We start from the raw sequence: 4,220 nt of genomic DNA, 5'->3' as shown, positions 1-4,220 counted from the left end.
TAACTAAAGGCGTGGACCACTTCAAAGGGGGAGGCTCAATAGCAAGGCGCGTTTCAATCTCGGTCTTATCAATCCGAGGCGGACGCCCCTTATAGACACCTCTTTTCTTCGCCGCCGCAATGCCTTCCGCTTGCCGCTCCCGTCGCAGATTGGTTTCAAACTCAGCAAAGACACCGAGCATATCGAAAAAGGCTTTGCCTGCCGCCGTTGAGGTATCGACAGGCTGCTCAGTTGCATTAAGATGAGCACCTTTGTCTTGCAATCGCCGTGCAATAATCTGCAGGTCATGCATAGATCGGGCGAGCCGATCAATGCGTGTGACCACCAAAGTTTCATCAGGGTGGATAAAGACCAGAATTGTCTGTAACTCAACACGGTCTTTGAGGGTTCCGCCGCTCTTCTGTTCTGTACGGATCAGATGACATCCTGCCGCTTCCAGCGCGAGAACTTGTGCTTTCAGGTTCTGATCAGTAGTAGAGGTGCGCGCATATCCGATGCGGGACGTAGATCTGTTCATTTTGGATGTGCCATGAGCTATTTCTGTTCACTAACGCAGATTATACCCAAAATGAACATGGATCCATGTGCAATTGGTGTTCATTTGAGGTCGTATTTTGAGTATACTCAAATTATCACCTAGTCATGCAGCTAGCTTACTTTCAAAGTCTATGCGCTGTTCCAGATCAAGCTCAAATCGGCCATAAGGATTGATGTGACTGTATATCAGCGGTGTCAGACCTCGGTAATCTTCTGCGGCAAGTCGGCCAACCCAAACAGGATCTGAAAGCACCGATTGCACCATGCGGGTGTTGACGTAAACCAGCGAGGCCTGCAACAGGTGCAGAGACAGGGCCGAGATCTCCTGATCTTCAATGCGGTTACTAGCAATCTCCCCGCCCTTGCCGAAGAATACAAAGCCGTTGGCGCTGTTCCAGTTCTCCACCACATTGAGCCCTTCGTTGATTTCGCGACGATAATTTTCAGAGCGCAGATATCGGCACAAGAAAATTGTCTTGATAGCTCGACCCAGTTCAGCCAGCGCTTTATAGGTTGGGTGCATAACTTCGGAGCGGGCAAAGCGGCGTAAAATTGCTTCTGGATCTGCGGTTCTGTGCTGCATGGCAGCTGCGTACTTGACCATTTCGTCATACTGGCGGGCAATCTCCTCCCAGTTGATGACGCTGGACAAGATCGGCAGCAGGTTGCCAAGTTCACCGCGCATCGCATTTGAAGGCAATGCCAGCTTCTGCCGACTGATCGCCTTAAGGCGTGGAGCAAGCTCAAATCCCAGCAGATGACAGAACGCAAAGCCGACAACGCTTTGACCATGGCTATCCACATACTGACGCTGGATCTCCATGTCGGTGCAATGGCGCAAAACACCCTCAATCATGGCAGCAACTTCAGAGGATGAACAGCGTTTTAGCTGAGAATAGATACAGGTTGCCTGACGTTCCACATGCCAGTAGATCATCACACCTCTGCCGCCGTAACGAGCATGCCACTCGCTCATGAGGTTCCTATCCCAGGCTCCAAACTTCGTGCTATCTACTGCACAAGCTGTCCCGGCTTCACCCCAGATGACAGGATTGCGGATTGCCAAAGTAGCATCAGCTACGCGGGCACAGGCAGCCCTTAAAGCGGCCGGATGAATATAGTTGCGGCGCACACGCAGCAACTCCTCATAGCTGATATCGGCGAGACCACCGGCAATACGTTTGAGGCCCGCATTTGTGCCAAGGCCGTAAAGGCAAAGTAACAATCGCTGATCACGGACATTAGGAGCCAACACCTCACGACTTGCAGAGCTCTCAAAGCGGTCCAAGTATCCCGTTCCAAGGGCAGCTTCCTTAAGCGTATCCAATAGTCCCGTCATCGGCCATTGACGAGTGATTTCCGCTTTTAAAGAGACCAGTCCTTTGGGTTCCGGCGCAGGTTCAAACGGACTGACAGAGATCCGGTTCTTGCCGGTCCAACGCAGCCTGACCTTGTCATTGTGAGGCAGGGATGCATTGAGCTGACGTAGCTCATCCTCCAATGTCTTTCTGACTTCAGACACAAATGCTTCTGCATCTCGTGTCAACTTCAGCCCCGCATAATATGTGTCGCGGCGCTCGGCAAAATCCTTTGGCAGGTCTTCATCCGGATTTCGATAACGATCTGCTCCCACTACCCAGATTTCCTTGGCACGAATTCGCTCACGCAACTGGGTCAGGAGGCACAGCTCAAAGGAAATCACATTCACGCGGCCTTTGTCATCAATCACGCTACCATGCCATTTAGCTGGAATGGCTTCCATCGGAACATCATCCTCAGAAGCAAACCGCTTGCCTGCCTTATGCAGCTTCGTAATACAGATCAATCCCTCTAGCACAGGGCGCCAGGCTGCGTTGTTGGATCTGAATTCCAGGACAGAAAGAAGCAGTGGTAGCATGCGGCGATAATGTGAGGCATATGACCCACGCATCACAAACTGAATTTGACGATCCAGAGTTCCTTTTGAGCGGTACTCCTTGACAATTGCTGATAGTTTCTGCTGCCCGGCGACCGGATAGATCACATCACAGATCCGCCCCTCCGGGTGTTCCATGGAGGCCACGGCAATCTCTGCCAGCAAGCGCTCCTTACCGTGAACCTTCTCGATTTCACGGCTAATGTCCTTAATCACCTTGCGCTTTGATTTTGCATTGATCCGATGGATCTGTTCCACCAGAAGGTCAATCACCCGATCAATCATCTGGGACTTGCGGACTATCAGATAAAGAGCGAACAGGCCTAATCGGCGCTCAACGCTGTGTCTACGCATCTGCGAAGCCGTTTCTGCACTCACCCGTTGCACGAGCTGGTCAATGAAGGAGCGCTCAACCTCCTTAAGAACATGTTCTGGAAGCTGTAAGCCTTCAACAAACTGAAGGCGTTCAGTTGCGGCCAGAATGTTGTCCAGCGTAGCCCCGCCGATATCATCTTTCAGGCGTGAAAATCCGGTCGAAGCATCCGGCTCCACCAATGAAGTTTCCATCTTTACAATGGCTTCCTGAGAAAGCTGACTGACAATTTTTTGCAGGAACTCTTTCTGAAACTCGCGGCGTGCGGAACGAACAACACGTTCAACAATCTTTCGGGAGGGCGCAAATACCTTCTTCTCAAGACACCACTGATAGGCAATCGAAATCAGTTCTTCAACAGCATTGACGTGACCACAATGCTCGCATCGTAGCCAGTGTGCTAGCTGAGTTCTATGCTTATCTGACATCCGCTCAAAGCCGAGATACTGTACAATCTCCATCATATGGCGGCGTGCAGAACGGCTTTGAAAGTCATAGTCAAATGTGACCGGGCGATATCCACCGAGCTGATCACTCAGATAGTTTAAAACCTCTTCGCCAACCTGAATATCTTCATCTGCAAAGTAACCAAAGTGCTGGAGGTGTTTGAGTTGAAGTGAAATGCCGAGACGAGTCCGCGTATTGTAGCCATTGATGAAAGTGAGATCGTCGAATGACAGTCCCCACGTAAGACTAAAAGTCTGAACCATTGCAACTCTTTCCTAACCTGAAGAAAAAGTCACTTTGGTGAGCAAACATGTCTTAAATGGTGATGTTCAGCACTTGTTCCTCAAGATGGCCACTGGCCATTATCAACCAAAGACAGCTATCTCGGATCTGACGGAAATACCACCTTGCTGGGTCCGTCGCATTTGACGCCCAACAGCATTGCTCAGCAGTTTTGCGATTTGCAGGGCAGGAGGAACACGTGACCATATGGTTCTAAGTTTTTTCTTGCCATTGCGGCTTTGCCTGACAACCTGCCCCTTTACAACACGTTGTGACCAACGGAAGCCAATTTCATGCATGTAAAGATCAGCATGGGCCGTGCTGATATGATGAAAAACACCGGATACGGTTCGTCTGACTCTGGAGCTAAAACCCTCACTGGAGTTTATATGTACCGCTCCGCGAACATATTCATCCTTTGAGTGATTTACTGTTTGATGGTCGCTGAAGTTGTGACCAAGGGCTGCAAAGGCTGTCCAGTCATCGCTCATCAAGTTCGCTTGCAGGTCCAGTTCCTGGCCAAAGACACGACTTGCCTCCACGGCTGAAAGATCAGCAACGACACTTGCGCGGGCATGACCTGCAGGGCTACCAACTTCTGTTGATTGTGGCCTCTGAACCATTGAAAGAACAGGTGTTTTTGTAGTTTTCTTCTTCCCTTTTCTA

Annotated in this window: 3 protein-coding genes; all 3 read right to left on the bottom strand. The window is 50.4% G+C overall.

Annotation, left to right across the window (positions count from 1 at the left end; genetic code table 11):
• Positions 1-517: recombinase family protein (locus tag PsWM33_RS21165; RefSeq protein ID WP_063301552.1), on the bottom strand; the 517-nt coding region annotated here is incomplete at its 3' end.
• 123 nt (positions 518-640) lie between these two features.
• A complete protein-coding gene (locus PsWM33_RS21160; protein ID WP_063301551.1) occupies positions 641-3,535 on the bottom strand; it encodes a Tn3 family transposase in 2,895 nt (964 codons plus the stop codon).
• A 102-nt stretch (positions 3,536-3,637) separates the two neighbouring features.
• A partial coding sequence (locus PsWM33_RS21155) for an IS1595 family transposase (protein WP_193778444.1) occupies positions 3,638-4,220 on the bottom strand: 583 nt, incomplete at its 5' end.

Origin of the sequence: Pseudovibrio sp. WM33 (genome assembly GCF_001623165.1) — a bacterium.
GTDB lineage: Bacteria > Pseudomonadota > Alphaproteobacteria > Rhizobiales > Stappiaceae > Pseudovibrio.
Note: the sequence above shows the minus strand (reverse complement) of the source record. Positions and strands in the feature narration are given on the sequence as shown.